Annotated in this window: 17 protein-coding genes; 10 read left to right on the top strand and 7 right to left on the bottom strand. The window is 71.9% G+C overall.

What is annotated here, in order from left to right; all coding sequences use genetic code 11:
* From A7B20_RS20135 to A7B20_RS20120, 4 genes are all read left to right on the top strand, one after another.
* The coding region (locus A7B20_RS20135; protein ID WP_425437195.1) for a nickel/cobalt transporter at nucleotides 1–592 on the top strand (592 nt) is incomplete at its 5' end.
* 24 nt (nucleotides 593–616) lie between these two features.
* Nucleotides 617–2,008, top strand: a complete 1,392-nt coding sequence (locus A7B20_RS20130) for an MATE family efflux transporter (protein WP_425437194.1) — start codon at nucleotides 617–619, stop codon at nucleotides 2,006–2,008.
* Nucleotides 2,009–2,104: 96 nt separating this feature from the next.
* On the top strand, nucleotides 2,105–3,538 hold the full coding sequence (locus A7B20_RS20125) for a UbiA family prenyltransferase (protein ID WP_245867151.1): 1,434 nt from the start codon (nucleotides 2,105–2,107) through the stop codon (nucleotides 3,536–3,538).
* Nucleotides 3,535–4,692 (top strand): hypothetical protein, encoded by a 1,158-nt coding sequence (locus A7B20_RS20120; RefSeq protein WP_102110379.1) that lies wholly within the window; start codon nucleotides 3,535–3,537, stop codon nucleotides 4,690–4,692. Before A7B20_RS20125 ends, A7B20_RS20120 begins: the two co-directional genes overlap by 4 nt.
* Here the strand turns inward: A7B20_RS20120 and A7B20_RS20115 are convergent.
* From A7B20_RS20115 to A7B20_RS20085, 7 genes are all read right to left on the bottom strand, one after another.
* Nucleotides 4,689–5,510 carry a TIGR00282 family metallophosphoesterase gene (locus A7B20_RS20115; protein ID WP_102110378.1) on the bottom strand — a complete coding sequence of 274 codons (822 nt, stop codon included), beginning with the start codon at nucleotides 5,508–5,510 and terminating at the stop codon, nucleotides 4,689–4,691. The two genes, A7B20_RS20120 and A7B20_RS20115, sit on opposite strands and share 4 nt — an antisense overlap.
* Before the next feature lie 80 nt (nucleotides 5,511–5,590).
* Nucleotides 5,591–6,115 (bottom strand): hypothetical protein, encoded by a 525-nt coding sequence (locus tag A7B20_RS20110; protein ID WP_102110377.1) that lies wholly within the window; start codon nucleotides 6,113–6,115, stop codon nucleotides 5,591–5,593.
* On the bottom strand, nucleotides 6,112–6,696 hold the full coding sequence (gene plsY, locus A7B20_RS20105; RefSeq protein ID WP_102110376.1) for a glycerol-3-phosphate 1-O-acyltransferase PlsY: 585 nt from the start codon (nucleotides 6,694–6,696) through the stop codon (nucleotides 6,112–6,114). The genes A7B20_RS20110 and plsY overlap by 4 nt, the downstream gene beginning before the upstream one ends.
* A gap of 80 nt (nucleotides 6,697–6,776) precedes the next feature.
* Nucleotides 6,777–8,048, bottom strand: coding sequence for a dihydroorotase (pyrC, locus tag A7B20_RS20100; protein WP_102110375.1), 1,272 nt, complete (start codon nucleotides 8,046–8,048; stop codon nucleotides 6,777–6,779).
* Nucleotides 8,045–8,620, bottom strand: a complete 576-nt coding sequence (locus A7B20_RS20095; RefSeq protein ID WP_102110374.1) for a hypothetical protein — start codon at nucleotides 8,618–8,620, stop codon at nucleotides 8,045–8,047. Before A7B20_RS20095 ends, pyrC begins: the two co-directional genes overlap by 4 nt.
* Nucleotides 8,617–9,162: a hypothetical protein gene (locus tag A7B20_RS20090; RefSeq protein ID WP_102110373.1), complete on the bottom strand. Its 546-nt coding sequence runs from the start codon at nucleotides 9,160–9,162 to the stop codon at nucleotides 8,617–8,619. The genes A7B20_RS20095 and A7B20_RS20090 overlap by 4 nt, the downstream gene beginning before the upstream one ends.
* Nucleotides 9,163–9,193: 31 nt before the next feature.
* Complete coding sequence (locus A7B20_RS20085; protein ID WP_102110372.1) at nucleotides 9,194–10,144, bottom strand: aspartate carbamoyltransferase catalytic subunit; 951 nt, start codon at nucleotides 10,142–10,144, stop codon at nucleotides 9,194–9,196.
* 111 nt (nucleotides 10,145–10,255) lie between these two features.
* Here A7B20_RS20085 and A7B20_RS20080 point away from each other — a divergent pair, with 111 nt between their 5' ends.
* The 6 genes from A7B20_RS20080 to A7B20_RS20055 all read left to right on the top strand — a co-directional run.
* On the top strand, nucleotides 10,256–11,065 hold the full coding sequence (locus A7B20_RS20080) for a uracil-DNA glycosylase (RefSeq protein ID WP_102110371.1): 810 nt from the start codon (nucleotides 10,256–10,258) through the stop codon (nucleotides 11,063–11,065).
* Between the two features lie 39 nt (nucleotides 11,066–11,104).
* Nucleotides 11,105–11,722: a LysE family translocator gene (locus tag A7B20_RS20075; protein WP_102110370.1), complete on the top strand. Its 618-nt coding sequence runs from the start codon at nucleotides 11,105–11,107 to the stop codon at nucleotides 11,720–11,722.
* A 5-nt stretch (nucleotides 11,723–11,727) separates the two neighbouring features.
* A complete protein-coding gene (locus A7B20_RS20070) occupies nucleotides 11,728–12,324 on the top strand; it encodes a hypothetical protein (protein ID WP_102110369.1) in 597 nt (198 codons plus the stop codon).
* Between the two features lie 56 nt (nucleotides 12,325–12,380).
* The gene (locus tag A7B20_RS20065) at nucleotides 12,381–12,875 is read left to right on the top strand and encodes a molybdenum cofactor synthesis domain-containing protein (protein ID WP_425437191.1); all 495 of its coding nucleotides are present in this window, start codon (nucleotides 12,381–12,383) and stop codon (nucleotides 12,873–12,875) included.
* A gap of 135 nt (nucleotides 12,876–13,010) precedes the next feature.
* A complete protein-coding gene (locus A7B20_RS20060) occupies nucleotides 13,011–14,465 on the top strand; it encodes an efflux RND transporter periplasmic adaptor subunit (protein ID WP_102110367.1) in 1,455 nt (484 codons plus the stop codon).
* 4 nt (nucleotides 14,466–14,469) lie between these two features.
* The coding region (locus A7B20_RS20055) for an efflux RND transporter permease subunit (protein WP_102110366.1) at nucleotides 14,470–17,753 on the top strand (3,284 nt) is incomplete at its 3' end.

Here is a 17,753-nt window from a genome sequence, read left to right as displayed (position 1 = left end):
GGCGGCGACGGCGGTGCTGCTGGTGCTGGCGGGGGTCGCGATGCTGGGCTGGTCGCGCCAGCGGATGGTCGGGCTTGCCGAGGACCTGTTCGCGCCGCTGAGCTATGGCGCGATCGGCCTCGTCGGGCTCTGGCTGCTGGTGCGCGGCGCGCGGCGGCTGCTGGCGGTCGGGGCGCGGGCGGACCATGGCCACGCACAGGATCACGGCCATGCCCACGCCCACGGCGCCTGCACGCACCGTCACGGCCCCGATGCGGCGGAGGCGGCCGGTGTCCGCTCCCTCGGCGATGCCCTCGTGCTGATCGGCAGCATCGCGATCCGCCCCTGCACCGGCGCCCTGTTCCTGCTGATCGTCACCTGGCGGATGGAGATCCTTCCTGCCGGCATCGCCGGGACCTTCGCCATGGGGCTCGGCACCGCCTCCGTGACCGTCGCGGTGGCGCTGGCGGCGGTCGGCTTCCGCGCGGGCGCCTGGGCGTCGGTGGGCGAGGGGCGGGCGCTGCGCTGGGGGATGCCGGTGCTCGAATGTCTCGCCGGGGGCGCGGTCCTGCTGGCTGCCGCGGGGCTGCTGTCGCGGGCCCTTGCCGCCTGACACCCCCTCGGGTAACGCAGGGCCATGCACAGCGTCGTCGACCCCGCCGCCGCGCCCGCCCCGGGCGACGGCCACGCCATGAGCCGCCGCGCCCATGTGCGCGCCGTGCTGGCGCTGGGCCTGCCGCTGGTCGGCAGCCACCTGGCGCAGGTCTCGATCACCCTGACCGACGCGCTGATGCTCGGCTGGTACGACGTCACCGCGCTGGCGGGCGAGGTGCTGGGCGGGTCGATGTTCTTCGTCTTCCTGATCTGCGGCTCGGGCTTCGCCTTCGCGGTGATGCCCATGGTCGCGCAGGCGGCGGGGCGCAACGACATCGCGCAGATCCGCCGGGTGACGCGGATGGGCCTGTGGGTTTCGGCGATCTTCGCCGCCTTCGCGGTGCCGGTGCTGCTGAACGCGGGCACGGTGCTGAGCGCGCTCGGCCAGGATCCGGCGGTGGCGGACATGGCCGGTCGCTACCTCGGGATCTACGGCTGGGGGCTGGTGCCCGCGCTTGGCGTGATGGTGCTGAAGAGCTATCTCGCCGCGCTCGAACGCACGCGGGTGGTGCTGATCGTCACCCTGGCGGCGGTGGGGGTGAACGCCCTGGTCAACTACGCGCTGATCTTCGGCCACTGGGGGGCGCCGGAACTCGGGATCGAGGGGTCGGCCATCGCCTCGCTCACCGTCAACCTGCTCTCGCTGATCCTGCTTGCGGGCCATGCCGCCTGGGCCCTGCCCGAGCACACGCTCTTCGCCCGTTTCTGGCGGCCCGACTGGGAGGCCTTCGGCCAGGTGTTCCGCCTCGGCTGGCCGATCGGGCTGACAAACCTCGCCGAAACCGGGCTGTTCGCCGCCGCCTCGCTGATGATGGGCTGGCTCGGGCCGATCCCGCTGGCCGCCCACGGGATCGCGATGCAGATCAGCTCGCTGACCTTCATGGTCCATGTCGGGCTATCGAACGCGGCCACGGTCAGGGCGGGCAACGCCTTCGGCCGCGGCGACGGGGCGCACCTGCGGCGTGGCGCGCTGGTGGCGCTGGCGCTCTCGGGCGCGGCGGTCGCCGTCACGGTGGCGCTGTTTCTCGGCCTGCCGGAGGTGCTGATCGGCCTGTTCCTGTCGCCCGACGATCCGGTGCGCGACGAGGTGCTGGCCATCGGCGTCGTGCTCCTTGCGGCCTCGGCGCTGTTCCAGCTGGCGGATGCGGCGCAGGTGATGGCGCTGGGGCTGCTGCGCGGCATGAATGACACCCGGGGGCCGATGCTGATCGCCGTGGTCAGCTACTGGGGGCTCGGCGTGCCGGTGTCCTACCTGCTCGGCTTTCCGGGCGGGCTGGGCGGCGTCGGCGTGTGGCTGGGTCTCGCCCTCGGTCTCGGGGTGGCGGGGATCTGCCTTGTCGCGCGGTTCTGGCTGCGGGCCACCCCCACGGTCTGAGCCGACGCGACGCAGCGGGGCGTTCCGTGGCCGGTCGGAACCGGCTATGCCTGTGCGGGCCGGACCATGGCGGTGCGGGAGCGGAGGCGGGCGAGGGTGACGCGCAACGGGACGGGACAGGTGCTGGCCGTCGATCTGGACGGAACCCTGCTGCGCACCGACATGCTGGCCGAGAGCTTCTGGGCAGCGACCGCGGCGGACAGCCGGACTCCGCTGCGCGCGCTGGCGGCGCTCCGGCGCGGGCGGGCGGCGCTGAAGCGGATGCTGGCCGAAAGGGTGGTCGTCGACCCCGCCGTGCTGCCTTACGACGCGGACGTCGTCGCCTTCGTGCGGGACTGGCGGGCGCGGGGCGGGCGCACCGTGCTCGTCACCGCCTCGGACACGGCGATTGCCCGGTCCATCGCCGCCCATCTCGAACTCTTCGACGAGGTCCACGGCTCGGACGGGGCCGAGAACCTGAAGGGCGCCCGGAAGGCGGCCTTCCTCGTCGCGCGCTTCGGCACGGGCGGCTTCGTCTATGCGGGGGACTCGCGGGCCGACCTGCCGGTCTGGCAGGCCGCTGCCGCCGCGGTGACGGTGAACGCGTCGCCGCGGCTGCGCCATGCGGTCGATGCCCTGGGCCTGCCGGTCGAGCACCTGCGCACGCTGCCGCCCTCGGCCGCTCCCTGGATCAGGGCGATGCGGCCGCACCAGTGGCTGAAGAACCTGCTGGTGTTCCTGCCGATGCTTGCCGCCCACCGGTTCGACGGCGCGACGGGCCTCGCAAGCCTGCTGGCCTTCGCGGCCTTTTCGGTCATCGCCTCGGGCGTGTACCTGCTGAACGACCTGCTGGACCTCGCCGCCGACCGCGCCCACCCGAGGAAGCGCTTCCGACCGCTGGCGGCGGGCGCCCTGCCGATCTTCCGGGGCAGCGGGCTGATGGCCGGCCTGATGGCGCTCGGCGCGGTGCTGAGCCTCCTGGCGGGGCCTCCCTTCGCGGCGGTGATGCTGGCCTACCTGCTGCTGACCACCGCCTATTCGCTGGTGCTGAAGCGGCGCAGGGTGATCGACATCGCGGTTCTCGCGGGGCTCTATACCCTGCGCATCGTGGCGGGGGGCGCGGCCACCGGCATCCCGCTGTCGATGTGGCTGCTGGCCTTCTCGATCTTCTTCTTCTTCTCCCTCGCCGCGGTGAAGCGGCAGGCCGAACTGGTCGACAGCGCCGCCCGCGGTCGGCTTGGCGCCGGGGGGCGCGGCTATGTCGTCGAGGACCTGCCGGTGATCTCGATGATGGCGGTGGCCTCGGGCTATGTCTCGGTTCTGGTGATGGCGCTCTACGTCACCTCGCCCGCCGTGCTCGAGCTCTATGCCCGGCCCGCCGCCCTTGGCGGGATCTGCTGCGTTCTGCTTTACTGGATCTCGCGCATCGTGCTTCTGACCCACCGGGGCGAGATGCTGGACGATCCGGTGGTCTTCGCCCTGCGCGATCCGGTCAGCCGGGCCTGCCTGGGGCTGATCCTCCTGTTCGCGCTCGCCGGGACGTTGCCATGAGCGGCGAGGGACGGACGGACCATGCGATCCGCACGGGCGCGCTGGCGCTGGCGGGGCTCTGCACCCTGCTGATCCTCGCGACCCCGCTGGCCGACCTCGCGGCGGGCGGCGAGCCCTGGCACCAGGGCGACTGGCTGATCAACGACGCGGGCGGGACGGTGCGCCGGGGGCCCTTCGGCGCGGCGCTGATCGCTCTGGCCGACCTCGCGGGGCTGTCGCCCGTGGCGCTGACGGTGGCGGTGCAGGCGGCGCTGGTCCTTGTCGCGATGGCGGCGCTGCTCGACGCCTTCGCGCGGGCGCTGGCACAGCCGGTCTGGGCGCTGCTGCTGACCTCGCCCGCCTTCTTCCCGCTGTTCTGGGCCGCGCGGCCCGAGGCGGGCCTGCGCAAGGAGCTGCTGGTCTTCGCCGCCATGGCGCTGCTGCTGCCCGCGGCGGGACGGGATGGCAGGTGGCGCCGGCTCGCGCCGGTCTCCGCCGCCCTGTTCCTCGCCGCCTGCGTCGGCCACGAGGCGAACGTCTTCCTGCTGCCGGCCTACGGGCTGCTGGCCTTCGTGGCGCTGCGGCCCGATCCGCGGGCAGGGGCGGTGCGGGTGGCCGCCCTCGTCGTCGTCGGGGGGACTGCCGCCGCGTTCCTGTTCGCCTGGGCCTACCGGGACGGCGGGGATCCCGCGGCGGTCTGCGCGGCGCTGACCGCGCGCGGGGCATCGCCGCGCATCTGCATCGGCGCGATCGAGTGGCTTGGCCACGACATCGCCTTCGCCCGCGACCTGCTCGGCAGCCTGCTGAACCGCCGGTCCGGGGCGGCGTTCCTGCTGGCCTCTGCGCTGGCGGGGCTGCCGCTGATCCATCTCGTCGCGCTGCACGACCGCTGGCGTCTGATGCTCGGGATCTCGCTGCTCCTGCTGCTGCCGATCCTGCCGCTCTTTGCCGTCGCGGTGGACTGGGGGCGGTGGATGGCGCTGCATGTCGCCTCGGCGGGACTCGTGCTGCTGGCGCTGAGGTTGCAGGGCGTCGTGCGGCAGGTGCGCCCGGCGCGGCCGTGGCTGGTGGCGGCGATCTGCGTGGCGAACCTCTTCTGGGTGCCCGACCATGTCATCGGCTGGGTGCCCGGCGGGCTCGTGGCCGAGCTTGCCGCGCGGGTGCGGGGCGGCTAGGTCGTGGCGGGGCCCGAGGGTGAAAGCCGCCCGCCCTCGCGCACCATCGCCACCTCCAGCGCGCGTCCCGTGGCGTCGTCGGTCCTGACGAACAGGCCCGACAGGGTGGCGGGGCCCGCCGCGGGCTCGAACCGGCCCTTCGGCATCCCGGTGATGAAGCGGTTCAGCGGCTCGGCCTTGTCCATGCCGATGACCGAGTCGTAGTCGCCGCACATCCCGGCATCCGACTGGTAGGCGGTGCCGCGGGGCAGGATCATCGCGTCGGCCGTGGGCACATGGGTGTGGGTGCCCACGACGACCGAGGCGCGGCCGTCGCACCAGTGGCCCATCGCCATCTTCTCGGAGGTCGCCTCGCAGTGCATGTCGACCAGCGCGGCATTGACCTGGGCGCCGAGGGGGGCGTTCTTCAGCACCGGCTCGATCGCCGAGAAGGGATCGTCGAAGGGCCGCTTCATGAACACCTGCCCCAGCACCTGTGCCACCAGCACCTTGCGCCCGCCCGGCGCGGCGAAGACCCGCGCCCCGCGGCCCGGCGCGGCCTTCGAGAAGTTGATCGGACGGATGATCCGCGGCTCGGTCTCGGCGAACCGGAGCATGTCCTTCTGGTCGAAGGCGTGATCGCCGAGCGTCAGGACATCGGCCCCGGCGTCCAGCAGCAGCTTCGCGTGATCCGCCGACAGCCCCGCGCCGTTGGTCGCGTTCTCGCCGTTGACCACGACGAAGTCGAGCGCCCACGCTTTCCGCAGGCCGGCCAGCCGTTCGGTCACCGCGGCCCGGCCCGCGCGGCCCATCACATCGCCGAGGAACAGGAGTCTCATGGGAGGTGAGTAAGCCGGTGCGGGCGCGAGGGCAAGACGGGGTGGAGACGGAGTGGAGGCGGGGCGGAGCCGGGGCGGGCTCAGTCGTCGCCCGCGTCCTCCTCGTTCGACTGCGGCAGGCGGACGGTGGAGAAGCCGCCCTCGTAGACCGAGATCGCCTGCACGCAGGGCTGGGCGCCGTAGCCGTCGCAGGCGGTGCCGTGGCGGCCGATCAGGAGCAGGGGCGATCCATAGAACTCGTCCACCCGCCAGATCCCGCCGCTCCAGCTGGCCGAGCGTTCGCCGTCGACGACGGCGTGGATGATGCTGCCGCCGGTGCCGTGCCACAGCGCATAGTCCTGCGAACACAGGATGTGGTTGAAGTCGAGGATCACGTCGTCCTTCTCGTCGAGGTCGGAGAGGGCGACCCAGGTGACGGCGCCGGGCTCGATCTCCAGCACCGGGACCGGCGCCTGCGGGTCGCTGCCCTGCACCTCGGTGACGCACTCCTGCAGCGCGGCGGCGAGGATCGCGTCGGCCTGCGGGTTGATCGGCGCGGTCTGGGCCGTGCAGACGGACGCGATGGCGGTCGTGCACGCAAGGACCGTGAAGGCTGCGGTTCTCATTTCCTGCCGATCCTCGGTTCGGTGCCGGCGACCAGCCGGCGGATGTTGGCGTGGTGACGGATGAAGATCAGCACGGCGAGCGCCAGCGCGAGGACCGCGAGATCCTGCCGCCCCCCGATCAGTGCCCAGACCGGCGCCAGTGCCGCCGCGGCCAGCGCCGCGAGGGAGGAGAAGCGGAACAGCGCCGCCGTCGCCGCCCAGGTCGCGCAGGCGGCAAGGCCCAGCGGCCAGGCCAGCGCCAGCAGCGTGCCGAGGAAGGTCGCCACCCCCTTGCCGCCCCGGAACCCGAGGTAGACCGGGAAGCAGTGGCCGAGGAAGGCGGCGAAACCCGCGAGCTGCGCCGCCGTCTCGCCCAGCAGGGCCCGCGCGACCAGCACCGCGATCCCGCCCTTCGCGGCGTCGAGCACGAGGGTCAGGAAGGCCGCGGGCTTGTTCCCGGTCCGCAGCACGTTGGTCGCGCCGATGTTGCCCGAGCCGATCTTCCTGAGATCGCCCAGCCCGAAGAGCCGCGCCATGACGATGCCGAAGGGGACGGCGCCGAGGAGGTAGCCGAACACGGCGGCGGCGATCAGTCCCGTCATCGTCGCGCCTCCGGCAAGGGTCTGGAAAGAAACATTCAATGCCTCCGGCGGGGATATTTACAAAGCAAAGATGGAAGGGGTCAGGCTTCGAACACCCGTTCCCCTCCGACCCATGTTCCGAGCACCTTACCCTCCATCCGCTGGCCGTCGAAGGGGGTATTCTTCGACTTCGACAGGAGCGTGAAGCGGTCGAGCAGGAAGGGCGCGTCCGGGTCGAACAGCACGAGATCGGCGGGTGCGCCGGGGGACAGCCGGCCCGCGGGCAGTCCGAGGCGGCGGGCCGGGTTCAGCGATATCGCCCGCCACAGCAGCGGCAGCGATATGGCGCCGGCGTGAACCAGCCGCAGCGCCGCCGGAAGCAGGGTCTGGAGCGCCACGGCGCCGCTGGCCGCCTCCTCGAAGGGCAGGCGCTTGGACTCCTCGTCCTGCGGCGTGTGCATCGAGCAGAGGACGTCGATCAGCCCGTTCGCCAGCGCCTCGACCATGGCGCGGCGGTCGTCCTCGGAGCGAAGCGGCGGCTTGATCTTGAAGAAGGTGCGGTAGTCGCCGACGTCGAGCTCGTTCAGCGTCAGGTGGTGGATGCCGACCCCCGCCGTCACGTCGAGCCCGTTGCGCTTCGCCCGCTCCAGCGCGGGCAGGCTTCTGGCCGAGGTGATCTGGTCGGCGTGGTAGCGCGCGCCCGTCATCTCGACCAGCGCCATGTCGCGGTCGAGCGCCATCCGCTCGGCCATGGGCGAGACCGCGGGAAGCCCCTTCAGCGACGCGAACTTGCCCGAGGTGGTGCAGGCGCCGTCGGACAGGCCGGGATCCTGCGGGTGGGCGATGACCAGGGCGCCGAGGGAGCGGGCATAGGTCAGCGCCCGCGAGAAGACCTTGGTGTTCTGCACCACCCGGTCGCAGTCGGTGAAGGCCACGGCGCCTGCATCCTTCAGGAAGCCGATCTCGGTCATCTCGCGCCCCTCGCGGCCCTTGGTGAGGGCGGCCATGGGCTCGACCCTCACCACGCTGTCGGCCTTGGCGCGGCGGGGGACGAACTCCAGCACCTCGGGCGTGTCGATGGCGGGGGGGGGGTCGGGGCGGGTGACCATGGTGGTGATCCCGCCCGCCGCGGCGGCGAGACCCGCCGAGCGGAAGCTTTCCTTGTGCCGCTCGCCCGGTTCGCTGACCTTCACGCCGAGGTCGACGATGCCGGGGGCAAGGCAGTGGCCGCCGCAGTCGACGGTGCGCTCGGCCTGCGGCAGCGGGCCGTCCGGCAGGGCACGGATCGCGCCGTCGGCGACCCAGAGGCTGCCCGTGGTCTCGCTGCCCGCTTCGGGGTCGATCAGGCGGGCGTTGGTGAAGAGAAGGCTCATGCGCTCTGCCTGTCCTGAAGGCCGCGGATCAGGCGCCAGACCGCGGCGCCGTCCGCGATGTCCTCGAACCCGATGCGGACGGTGGTGTAGCCGCGCTTGCCCGCGCGGCGGCTCTGTTCGGCGAACCAGACGGTGTCGCCCCGGCGCCCCGTGTCGAGGCTGACGGCGCCGGCGGGGCCGATGGGGAAGGACGTCAGCCTGCGTTTCCAGAACTGCGTGGCGATGTAGCCGCGGCGGTTGGTGAGGGTGTAGAACACGTTCCGGTGCGCCGTCAGCGCCTTGTACCAGGTGCCAAAGACCATGAGGGCGCCGGTGGCGATGAAAGGCAGGCCAAAGACCAGGGCTATGGCCGCCTCGAGCCGGTGCGGCGACAGGCCGGGGGCGAAGAGCCCGAGCAGCCCGGCGCCCGAGCAGGCGAGCCCGCCGGCCAGGAACGGCAGGCCGAAGACCGACAGGGCGATCGTCTGCAGCGGCTGCCTGAGGCCCCGCACGGGCTGGCCCTGCCAGAGGATCTCCTCGCCCTCCGACAGGATGTCTTCCCAGCCGGGCGGCGGCGGGGCCGTGTCCCTCATGCAGCGCCCCCGAAGAGCAGGGCGAGGCCTGCGAGGACGACGAGAATCACCGCGGCGAGGATCAGCCACCTGCTTCGGCCCTCCCTGCCTTTCGCGGCGGTCGGCTCGGGCTCGGACGGGCGGGACAGCGTGCCCTTCGCGCCCTCGCTGCGCAGCGGGGTGAGCGCGGCGGGGGCCGCCGCTTCCTCGTGCAGCGTGGCGATCAGGGTCAGGCGCGGGTCGGGGCGCAGCCCGGTCGCGCCGCGGTGGGCGGCGGCGCGCAGGATCAGGACGTGGCCCTCCAGCGCGTCGAGCCGTCCGCGGACCGCGCGCACCTCCTCGGGGCGCACGCCCAGGCCCTCGGTCAGATAGCTGGCGAGGCCGAGGGGCGCGAGGTCAGACACGTTGACAAGCTCGGCATGGGCCGGGTCCACGCGGTCGAGCCCGAGCAGGGCGGCCTTGTCGCCGTCGCTCAGGCCTTTCGCCTCGGCGGCGGGCATCGACACCGAGAACAGGCGCACGATGCCGGTCTCGTCCGCAGCAAGGGGAATGTCTTGCGTCATCGGCGGGGCTCCTTCCGGGGGCTGTTCGGGATCATGCCGGTACAGCCCCGGCGCGGGCCCGCAGGTTCCGCGCCAGCAGTTCCATCGCCGCCATGCGCACGGCGACCCCCATCTCCACCTGCTCCTGGATGACCGAGCGGTTGATGTCGTCGGCGAGCGTCCCGTCGATCTCGACCCCGCGGTTCATCGGCCCCGGATGCATCACGATCGCGTCGTCCTTCGCATAGGCCAGCTTCTCGGCATCGAGGCCGAAGCGGTGGTAATACTCGCGTTCCGAGGGGATGAAGCCGCCGTCCATCCGTTCCTTCTGGAGCCGCAGCATCATCACCACGTCGGCGCCCTCGAGCCCCGCGCGCATGTCGTCGAAGACCTCCACGCCCCAGTCCCGGGCCCCCGCGGGAATCAGCGTCGGCGGCCCGATCAGGCGGATGCGCGACTCCATCTTGCCGAGCAGCAGGATGTTGGAGCGGGCGACGCGGGAGTGGGCGATGTCGCCGCAGATCGCCACGGTCAGGCGGTGCAGGCGGCCCTTCGCGCGACGGATCGTCAGCGCGTCGAGCAGCGCCTGCGTCGGGTGTTCGTGGCGCCCGTCGCCCGCGTTCAGGACGGCGCAATTCACCTTTTCCGCCAGGAGGTTGACGGCGCCGGAGTGCGGGTGGCGCACCACCAGCAGATCGGGGTGCATGGCGTTCAGGGTCAGCGCCGTGTCGATCAGCGTCTCGCCTTTTTTGATCGACGAGGCCTGCATCGACATGCTCATCACGTCGGCGCCCAGCCGCTTGCCCGCCAGCTCGAAACTGGCCTGCGTCCGGGTCGAATTCTCGAAGAACATGTTGATCTGGGTGAGCCCCGCCAGCACGTCAGAATGCTTGCCCGGCGCGCGGTTGAACGCGACATAGGTTTCGGCGAGGTCGAGAAGCGTCGTGATCTCAACGGGATGCAGATGCTCGATCCCGAGAAGGTGGCGGGCGCTGAAGGTCATTCCGGCGGGCTCTCCTGACGTCGCCCGGTTATAGGAAGGGGCGGGGCTGGCAGCAAGGGCGGCTGCCGCGGGCTCTGCCCTTTTCCGGCCGGGCGGACTAGGCTCGGCAACATGGATTCGGGTGTGACATCGGACGAGGACTACTGGCTGGCGGCGGCGCTGCTCGAGTGGCAGGCGGAGCTTGGCGCGGACGAGGCGCTGTCGGAGACGCCGGTGAACCGCTACGAGCTGCCGCCGCCGGAAGCGGCGCCCGCGGCTCCGGTGGCCCCGCCGGTGGCGCGGGGAGCGCCGGAGCTGCCGCCGCCGCTGGAGGCGCCGGATGCGGTGGCCATCGCCGAGGCGGCCGCGGCGGGGGCGGCGGACCTGGACGGGCTTCGCGCTGCGATGGCGGATTTCGAGGGCTGCGAGCTGAAGAAGGGCGCCCGCAACCTCGTCTTCTCCGACGGCAATCCGGCGGCGCGGGTCATGGTGATCGGCGAGGCGCCGGGGCGGGACGAGGATGCCCAGGGCAAGCCCTTCGTCGGCCGGGCGGGGCAGCTTCTGGACCGGATGTTCGGCGCCATCGGCATGGGCCGGGCCGAGCCGGGGGAGAATGCGCTCTACATCACCAACATCCTGCCCTGGCAGCCGCCGGGCAACCGCGATCCCGAGCCCGCCGAGATCGCGATGATGCTGCCCTTCGTGCGGCGTCATGTCGAGCTTGTGGGGCCGGAGGTGCTGGTCCTCATGGGAAACATCAGCTGTCTCGCGCTGCTGGGGCGCAAGGGGATCACGCGGCTTCGCGGCGCCTGGACCGAGGCGCTGGGGGTGCCCGCGATGCCGATGTTCCACCCGGCCTACCTGCTGCGCAACCCCGCCGCCAAGCGCGAGGCCTGGGCCGACCTGCTGGAGGTGCAGGCCCGGCTCCGCCACGGCGGGTAGGGCCGGAGTCCGTCCCCTTCCCATACCGAAAGCGCCCCGATGTTTGCCGATCCCCTCACCCTCCTGGCCTTCGCCCCCGCCGCCCTGGCGTTGAACCTGACGCCCGGCGCGGACATGATGTTCTGCATCGGGCAGGGGCTGAAGGGCGGCTGGCGGCCCGCGGCGGCGGCGAGCGCCGGGGTCTCGGCGGCCTGCATGGTGCATGTCGCGCTCGCGGGCCTCGGGCTCGGCGCGGCGGTGGCGGCGCTGCCCTGGCTGTTCGAGGTCATCCGCTGGGCCGGGGTCGGGTATCTGCTGTGGCTCGCCCGGACGTCGCTCCGGGGCGGCGGAACGGCGGAGGAGGTGCCGCCGGTGCGCCCGGCGCGGGCGTTCCGCGACGGGGCCGTGGTGAACCTGACCAACCCCAAGGTGGTCCTGTTCGTCCTCGCCTTCCTGCCGCAATTTGTCCGGCCCGAGGGACCGGTGCTGTTGCAGTTCCTCGCGCTCGGGGCGATCCTGTCGGTCGGCGGCTTCGTGGTGAACGCGCTGGCCGGGGCCTTCGCCGGTCGGCTGGCGCAGAGGCTGCGCGGGGGCCGGGCGGGGCGGGTGCTGGGCTGGATCAGCGCCGGGATCTTCGGGGCGCTGGCGGTGCGGCTGGCGGTGATGCAGAGGAGTTGAACGGGATGTGGCGACTGGTCCTTGCGGCGGCACTTGTGGCCGGGGTTGCGCAGGCGGAGGAGCGCGAGAGCTATGCCGTCGATTTCGCGGCCCTGTTCCGCGACAAGGCGGAGCTGGTCGAGGACCGGACGAAGCCCGACGGGCCCGGCACCCGCGTCCTGCAACTCGGCCCCGTCACCGTGACCGAGCTTCAGAACGAGAATGCGACCGAATACCTCGCCACCGATACCAGTCCCGAAGGCGCGGTCGGCTGCCTGCTTCGTATTCTGGCGGAGCTGCGGCAGGTGGAGCCCTGCGGCGAGGTGATGTCGCCGGACCAGGCGGAGGCCATCGAGGGGGCGTTCGGCCGGGTGCTGTCCTTCTACGTCGCCAACACCTGGCCGCCGGTGCCCGAGGCCGAGCGGGCGGAGGCGGTCAATGCGATCCTCGCCGATTACGACCGCACCCGTGCGCCCGCCGAGGAGGTCTGCCCGACGCTGGACGCCGCGACCCTGTCCGAGGCGTCGCGAATGGCCGGGGCGATTTCGGACGGCATCAAGAAGGGCGCGGTGGAGCAGATGCTCGCCACCCCGCGCCTGCCCGTGACCAACCCCTGCCTGTGAGGCCGACCATGTCGCGTATCGACGAAAGCCGCGCGTTCATTCCCGTTCGCATCGCCGTGCTGACCGTGTCGGACACGCGGGCCGCCTCGGACGACCGCTCGGGCGAAACGCTGGTGCAGCGGCTGACCGACGCGGGGCACGTGCTGGCGGACCGGGCGATCGTCACAGACGACCGCGAGAAGATCGTCGAACGCCTTCGCGCGTGGTGTGCGGATACCGGCGTCGACGTGGTGATCTCGACCGGGGGCACGGGGCTCACGGGGCGGGACGTGACGGTGGAGGCGCACCGCGACGTCTACGAGAAGGAGATCGACGCCTTCGGCACGGTCTTCACCATGGTCTCGATGAACAAGATCGGCACCTCGGCGGTGCAGAGCCGCGCCTGCGGCGGTGTCGCCCATGGCACCTACCTGTTCGCGCTGCCGGGATCGCCCGGCGCCTGCAAGGATGCCTGGGACGAGATCCTGTCGCTGCAGCTCGACTATCGCCACCGTCCCTGCAACTTCGTCGAGATCTTTCCGCGCCTGGATGAGCACCGGCGACGGAAATAGCTGCTGTCTTCGTATAGGATGCGGTAGCGGCCCGCCTTGAGCGGGGCGTCACGGCATTGTCAGGGGGTTTCGTCTTGGACTTCGGGCGGGGCGCGCCACCTGTGCGGCGAAGGGTTATGTGATGCGGTTCCTGAGATGCGATTCCTGAGAAGGGCCCTGGGCGGGCTGTTCCTGCTGGCGCTGACGCTGGGCCTGCTGGCGGTCGGCGGCGGCGTGCTGGTCTCGGCCGTGCGCGAACGGATGGCCGACGATGGGCCCGCGCGCGCGGCGCGCGAGCGGGTGCTGGCCGTGAACGTGGTGCCCTACGAGAGCGGAACGGTGGTGCCGGACCTGACCGCCTATGGCCAGGTCGTCAGCAGCCGCACGCTGGAGGTGCGGGCGAAGGCGACGGGCACCGTGGTGGAACTGGGCGAGGACTTCCGCGAAGGCGGCCGCGTGGCCGCGGGGGATCTGCTGTTCCGGGTGGATCCGGCGGATGCGACGACCGCGCTGGACGTGGCCAGGGCCGATCTTCAGGACGCGCGGGGCGAGGCCGAGGATGCCGAGCGCGCGCTGGGGCTGGCGAAGGACGAGGTCGCGGCGGCCGAGGCGCAGGCCGGGCTGAGGACGAAGGCGCTGGAGCGGCAGCGCAACCTCGCGTCGCGGGGTGTCGGCACCGAAGCGGCTGTGGAAGAGGCCGAGCTGGCCGAGTCGGCGGCGACCCAGGCGGTGCTGACCCGGCGGCAGGCGCTGGCGGTGGCCGAGGCGCGGATCAACCAGGCGGCGACGGCGCAGGCGCGGGCCGAGATCGCGCTGGCAGAGGCCGAGCGGCGGCTGGGAGAAACCGCCGTCCACGCCGCCTTCGACGGCGTGCTGGGCGAGGTGACGCTGGTGAAGGGGCGGCTGGTCGGTGCGAACGAGCAGGTGGCGCAACTGGTGGACCCCGAGGCGCTGGAGGTATCGTTCCGGCTGTCGACGCCGGAATACGCGCGGCTTCTGGACGATCGGGGACGCCTGACCGCGGCGGAGGTGCGGGTGTCGCTCGACGTGACGGGGCTGACGCTGTCGACGACGGGGACGATCGCGCGGGAAAGCGCCTCGGTCGGCGAGGGGCAGAGCGGGCGGATGCTCTATGCGACGCTCGGGCAGGCGCGCGGCTTCCGGCCCGGCGATTTCGTGACGGTGCACGTGGCGGAGCCCGCGTTGCAGGACGTGGCGCAGCTGCCGTCGAGCGCGGTGGACAGCGCCGGGACCGTGCTGCTGGTGGGCGCGGACGAGCGGATCGAGGTGGCCTCGGTCGAGGTGCTGCGGCGGCAGGGCGATGTCGTGCTGGTGCGCGGCGACGGACTGGAGGGCGCGCGCGTGGTGGCCGAGCGCTCGCCGCTCTTGGGGCAGGGGATCAAGGTGAAGCCGTCCGAGCCTGCGGGAGAGGTGGCGCCCGAGATTCCCGAGATGGTGGCGCTGAGCGAGGAGCGGCGCGCGAAGCTGATCGCCTTCGTGGAGGGCGGACCGATGCCGCCCGAAGCGAAGGAGCGGATGCTGGCGCAGCTGAAGGCCGAGAGCGTGCCGGCGACGACCGTCGCGCGGATCGAAGCGCGGATGGGGGGCTGAGGCGGTGGCGCAGCGCTCGTTTTCGGCGGCCGGGGGGCTGCTGGCCTATTTTGCGCGGCACCGGACGGCGGCGAACCTGCTGCTGGTGGTGATGGTCGCCCTCGGCATCGCTGCGGCGCCGCAGATGCGGGCGCAGTTCTTTCCCGACGTGGTGCTGGATACGGTCAGCGTCTCGGTCCGCTGGGACGGGGCGGGGGCCGAGGATATCGACTCGGGCATCGTTCAGGTGCTGGAGCCCGCGCTTCTGGCGGTCGAGGGGGTCGAGAGCACGACGAGCCAGTCGAGCGAGGGCAGCGCCCGCCTGACGCTGGAGTTCGAGCCGGACTGGGACATGGCACGCGCGGCGACGGACGTGCAGGCAGCGGTGGACGCCGCCACCGACCTGCCGGAGGAGGCGGAAGAGCCGGAGGTGCGCCGCGGCGCCTGGCGGGACCGGGTGACGGACGTGGTGATCACCGGCCCGGTGGGCGTGGACCAGCTGGCGCGGATCGCCGACGGCTTCACCGCGCGGCTGTTCCAGGCGGGCGTGACGCGGGTGACGGTCCGTGGCGTCGCGGCGCCCGAGACGGTGGTCGAGGTGCCGTCGCTGTCGCTGATCCGCTACGACATCACGATGCAGCAGATCGCCGAGGCCATCGCGGGCGAGGCCGATGCGCGGCCCGCGGGCGACATCTCGGGCGCGGCACGGCTGAGGACGGGGGTGGAGAAGCGCTCGGCCGAGCAGATCGGGGACATCGTGCTGCGCGCCAATCCCGACGGCTCGAAGCTCAGGATCGGGGACGTGGCCGACATCCGGGTCGAGGGGGTGGACCGGACGCGGGCCTATTTCGTCGGGCCGGACAACGCGATCTCGATCCGGGTGGACCGGACCCAGACCGGCGATGCGATCAGGATCCAGAACCGGGTGCAGGAAGTCGCGGACGAGATGCTGCCCTCCCTGCCGCAGGGCGTGAAGATCGACCTGATCCGCACCCGGGCCGAGCAGATCAGCGGTCGGCTCGACATCCTCCTGCACAACGGCTTGCAGGGGCTGGCGCTGGTCGTTGGCCTGCTGTTCCTGTTCCTGAACGCGCGCACCGCGCTCTGGGTCGCGGCGGGGATCCCGGTGGCGATGACGGCGGCCATCGCGGTGATGTATGCCGCCGGTCTGACGCTGAACATGATCTCGCTCTTCGCGCTGATCATCACTCTCGGGATCGTGGTGGACGACGCCATCGTGGTGGGTGAGCACGCGGATTTCCGCGTCCGGCGTCTGGGCGAATCCCCGGTCGACGCCGCGGTGAACGCGGCAAGGCGGATGTTCGCGCCGGTGCTCTCGGCCACGCTGACCACCGTGATCGCCTTCTTCGGCCTCGTCATCATCGGCGGCCAGTTCGGCAGCCTGATCTCCGACATTCCCTTCACCGTGATCGCGGTGCTGCTGGCCTCGCTGGTCGAATGCTTCCTGATCCTGCCGAACCACATGGCCCATGCCATGGCGAATTCGGCGAAGGCGCAATGGTACGACTGGCCCTCGCGCACTGTGAATCGCGGCTTCGGCTGGTTCCGCCGCCGCATCTTCCGCCCGGCGATGCAGCTTGTCGTCTGGGCGCGCTACCCCGTTCTCGCCGGGGTGACGGCGCTGCTGCTGAGCCAGGTCGCGCTGTTCGTGAAGGGCGACGTGCAGTGGCGCTTCTTCTCCTCGCCCGAGCAGGGCTCGATCAGCGCCAACTTCGCCATGCTGCCCGGCGCGACGCGCGAGGACACGCTGGAGATGGTGCGGGTGCTGCAGAAGGCGGTGGACGACCTCGGGGCGAAGTACGAGGCCGAGTACGGGCGCAATCCGGTCGATTTCGCCATGGCCGAGATCGGCGGCACCACGGGGCGGGGGCTGGCGGGCGAGGACACGAAGGAGCCCGAGCAGCTGGGCTCGATCGCGATCGAGCTGATCGACCCGGACCTGCGCCCCTATACCTCGAACGCCTTCGTGGCCGAATTGCAGGACGCCGTGCCGCCGCACCCGATGCTGGAGACGCTGAGCTTCCGCTCCTGGGGCTCGGGGCCGGGGGGAGATTCGCTCGACGTGCAGATATCCGGCGCCGAGGCGCAGGTGCTGAAGGCGGCGGCGGAGGATCTGAAGACCACCATGGCCCGCTTTCCCGAGGTCTCGGCGCTGGAGGACACGCTCGCCTACGACAAGGAGGAGCTGATCCTGGAGCTGACGGCCCAAGGGCAGGCGCTGGGCGTGAACATCGACGACCTGGGCCGGGTGCTGAGGAACCGCCTGAACGGGATCGAGGCGGCGACCTATCCCGACGGCCCGCGCTCTGCCACCATCCGGGTCGAGCTGCCGGAGGCGGAGCGGGCGGCGGATTTCCTGCAGGCGACGCGGGTCAGGACCGAAAGCGGCGCCTATGTGCCGCTCGCCGACATCGTGACGGTGACGGCGCGGGGCGGATTTTCCACCGTACGGCGGGAGAACGGGATCCCCCTGGTCTCGGTCACGGGATCGGTGTCGGAGGACGATCCGGCGCGGGCGACCGAGATCCAGTCCGAGGTGCGGGACCGGATCCTGCCCGCGCTCGAATCTAAGTTCGGCGTCACCACGCGGCAGGCGGGGCTGGCCGAGCAGGAGAACGAGTTCCTGCAGGACGCCCTGCTCGGGCTGGTGCTGTGCCTCCTCGGCATCTACCTGACGCTGGCCTGGATCTTCGCCAGCTGGACCCGGCCCGCGATCGTGATGGCGGTGATTCCCTTCGGTCTGACCGGGGCGATCTGGGGCCATTGGTACTGGGACATTCCCCTGTCGATGTTCTCGGTCGTCGGGCTGATCGGGATGACGGGGATCATCATCAACGATTCCATCGTGCTGGTCGGCACCATCGACGAATACGCCGAGAAGCGGGGCCTGATCCCGGCCATCGTCGACGGCGCGGCGGACCGGCTGCGCCCGGTGCTGCTGACGACGCTGACGACGGTTCTGGGGCTGGCGCCGCTGCTCTACGAGGGCTCGTCGCAGGCGCAGTTCCTGAAGCCGACGGTGATCACGCTGGTCTACGGGCTGGGCTTCGGGATGGTGCTGGTGCTGCTGGTGGTGCCCGCGCTGATGGCGATGCAGCTGGATTTCGGGCGGCAGGCGGCGGCGCTCAGGCGGGCGATGCGGGGCCGCGCGCGCGGGGTGGCGGTGCCGGTGGGGCTGGCGGCGGCGCTGCTGGCGGGCTGGTTCGCGGCGACGCTCGGCTGGGTGCTCGGGACCGGGCGCTATCCCGCGCCGCTGGCCGGGGCGCTGCCCGCGGCCTCAACCGGCGC

Origin of the sequence: Oceaniglobus roseus, from assembly GCF_002869745.1 — a bacterium.
Lineage (GTDB): Bacteria > Pseudomonadota > Alphaproteobacteria > Rhodobacterales > Rhodobacteraceae > Oceaniglobus > Oceaniglobus roseus.
The sequence above is the reverse complement of the archived record's forward strand: the minus strand, read 5'-3'. Positions and strand labels throughout refer to the sequence as shown.

What these genes read in the sequence shown, in the direction of transcription:
- A7B20_RS20130 (WP_425437194.1), top strand. Translation starts at nt 617, where the DNA reads ATGCACAGCGTCGTCGACCCCGCCGCCGCGCCCGCCCCGGGCGACGGC.
- A7B20_RS20120 (WP_102110379.1), top strand. Translation starts at nt 3,535, where the DNA reads ATGAGCGGCGAGGGACGGACGGACCATGCGATCCGCACGGGCGCGCTG.
- A7B20_RS20115 (WP_102110378.1), bottom strand. Translation starts at nt 5,510, where the DNA reads ATGAGACTCCTGTTCCTCGGCGATGTGATGGGCCGCGCGGGCCGGGCC.
- A7B20_RS20110 (WP_102110377.1), bottom strand. Translation starts at nt 6,115, where the DNA reads ATGAGAACCGCAGCCTTCACGGTCCTTGCGTGCACGACCGCCATCGCG.
- plsY (WP_102110376.1), bottom strand. Translation starts at nt 6,696, where the DNA reads ATGACGGGACTGATCGCCGCCGCCGTGTTCGGCTACCTCCTCGGCGCC.
- pyrC (WP_102110375.1), bottom strand. Translation starts at nt 8,048, where the DNA reads ATGAGCCTTCTCTTCACCAACGCCCGCCTGATCGACCCCGAAGCGGGC.
- A7B20_RS20095 (WP_102110374.1), bottom strand. Translation starts at nt 8,620, where the DNA reads ATGAGGGACACGGCCCCGCCGCCGCCCGGCTGGGAAGACATCCTGTCG.
- A7B20_RS20090 (WP_102110373.1), bottom strand. Translation starts at nt 9,162, where the DNA reads ATGACGCAAGACATTCCCCTTGCTGCGGACGAGACCGGCATCGTGCGC.
- A7B20_RS20085 (WP_102110372.1), bottom strand. Translation starts at nt 10,144, where the DNA reads ATGACCTTCAGCGCCCGCCACCTTCTCGGGATCGAGCATCTGCATCCC.
- A7B20_RS20080 (WP_102110371.1), top strand. Translation starts at nt 10,256, where the DNA reads ATGGATTCGGGTGTGACATCGGACGAGGACTACTGGCTGGCGGCGGCG.
- A7B20_RS20075 (WP_102110370.1), top strand. Translation starts at nt 11,105, where the DNA reads ATGTTTGCCGATCCCCTCACCCTCCTGGCCTTCGCCCCCGCCGCCCTG.
- A7B20_RS20070 (WP_102110369.1), top strand. Translation starts at nt 11,728, where the DNA reads ATGTGGCGACTGGTCCTTGCGGCGGCACTTGTGGCCGGGGTTGCGCAG.
- A7B20_RS20060 (WP_102110367.1), top strand. Translation starts at nt 13,011, where the DNA reads ATGCGATTCCTGAGAAGGGCCCTGGGCGGGCTGTTCCTGCTGGCGCTG.